We start from the raw sequence: 1,679 nt of genomic DNA, 5'->3' as shown, positions 1-1,679 counted from the left end.
CCTGAATAATTCATACTTTTAATTAAAACCATGTGAAACTGCCTCACGGCAGCTTACAATTACTTTTTCATCTTCACCCGTTAAGTGATGAAAAAAGAACCCCTTTCTGCTATGGTTAAAGTGACTAAACCAACCAAAAGAAAGGAGTTCTTTTCATGACTAGCTTACACAAAAACCAAGTAAAATTCAATTCAAATATCACTATTTCTCATACAGGTGGTCAATTATCGAGTGATTCGGGTCTCGTCCTAGTGAAAGAGCTGATGAACATCTTTGGTTTTTCTGAACTGGCTAAGCAACACATTCACATTGAAGACGAACGAGCGTATTTTACTCATGACAACTTATCCATACTTGAGCAGTTCATTATGCAATTAATTGCTGGTTACTCAGCTGATTCTGCAGCTAATCTCCTGAGACAAGATCCTGTGTTTAAAGCTGTTTTAGATAGGAAAGAACTCGCTTCTCAATCTTCACTTTCCCGATTTTTAGATCGACTATCTGAGGAGAATATCCATGAACTTCAAGCTTTGAACCAAGAACTTATCGATAAAGCACGCCTCATCCGTAATGATACGGAATTAATCATTGATTTAGATTCGACCCATTCAGATACATTTGGTCACCAAGAACAAACGAATTATAATACACACTACCAAACCTATGGTTACCATCCATTGGTAGCTTTTGACGGATTGACTGGTGACTTCTTAAAAGCTGAACTACGTTCAGGAAATCAATATACATCAAAAGGCGTAAAGGAGTTTCTCACACCTTTATTAGAGCACTATAATCACTCTCTACCAAACACTGACATCTTGGTTCGTGGAGACAGCGGGTTCGCTACACCTGGTGTGTATGATTCGTGTGAATCAAAAAAGAGTCATTATGTTATTCGACTGAAGAATAATCGTAGACTAGGTCAAATAGCTGAGAAATCAGTACTTTATGGCGATAATCAAAAGTGGGAAGAACGAGAAGTTCAGTACTTCTCGACCACTTATCAAGCACAATCCTGGTCACAAAGTCGTCGCGTGTGTATACGCTCAACACGTGAAGCGGGCGAACTACTCTTTCGACATGAATTTATCGTGACGAATCTATCAGAAAATGTTTCTCCTGATACCATCTTTTCTCTCTATGCCAAACGTGGCACAATGGAGAACTTCATTAAAGAAGCGAAAGCTGGCTTTTACTTTGACAAAACAGACAGTCCTCGCTTTTTGGAGAATCATGTCCGAATGATGCTCAGCTTGATAGCTTACAACTTAGTCAACTTCTTAAGAACGATTGGCTTTGAAGAAGTCCAAAAGGGAATGACCATTCATTCTATTCGATTGAAGTTTCTGAAAGTTGCTGGGAAATTAGTCCAAACGGGTAGACGAGTCTATCTCAAATTATCTAGTTATCATGTGTATCAGAATGAATTCTACAGGGTCTTTGCTCGCCTGAGGCGAGCCAGTCAATGGATCTAATCCAACAATCTAACGATTTTTTTACTGGGAAGTTATCCAGGGAGAAGTATGCTCAAAATGCCTTACACCCAAAATTTATTCCTCAATATTTTTGAACAGTGAATGTTTGAAGTAACTTTTTAGTCAAAATCAGTTGATAGGGATATTAGTGATACATATTTCAATAAAATGTGCCAAAGAATTAAAGATATGAATTATTCAGGT

General features: G+C 37.9%; 1 protein-coding gene. It reads left to right on the top strand.

Annotated elements, in window-relative coordinates; genetic code table 11:
- The first annotated feature begins 155 nt into the window (after positions 1–155).
- Positions 156–1,475, top strand: a complete 1,320-nt coding sequence (locus tag CBF36_RS12110; RefSeq protein WP_125958612.1) for an IS1380-like element IS1678 family transposase — start codon at positions 156–158, stop codon at positions 1,473–1,475.
- Positions 1,476–1,679 lie beyond the last annotated feature (204 nt).

It is taken from the genome of Vagococcus bubulae, assembly GCF_003950315.1.
Classification (GTDB): domain Bacteria; phylum Bacillota; class Bacilli; order Lactobacillales; family Vagococcaceae; genus Vagococcus; species Vagococcus bubulae.
The sequence above is the reverse complement of the archived record's forward strand: the minus strand, read 5'-3'. Positions and strand labels throughout refer to the sequence as shown.

Excerpts from the sequence above, each read along its gene's own strand:
- CBF36_RS12110 (WP_125958612.1), top strand. The coding sequence starts at position 156 with ATGACTAGCTTACACAAAAACCAAGTAAAATTCAATTCAAATATCACT.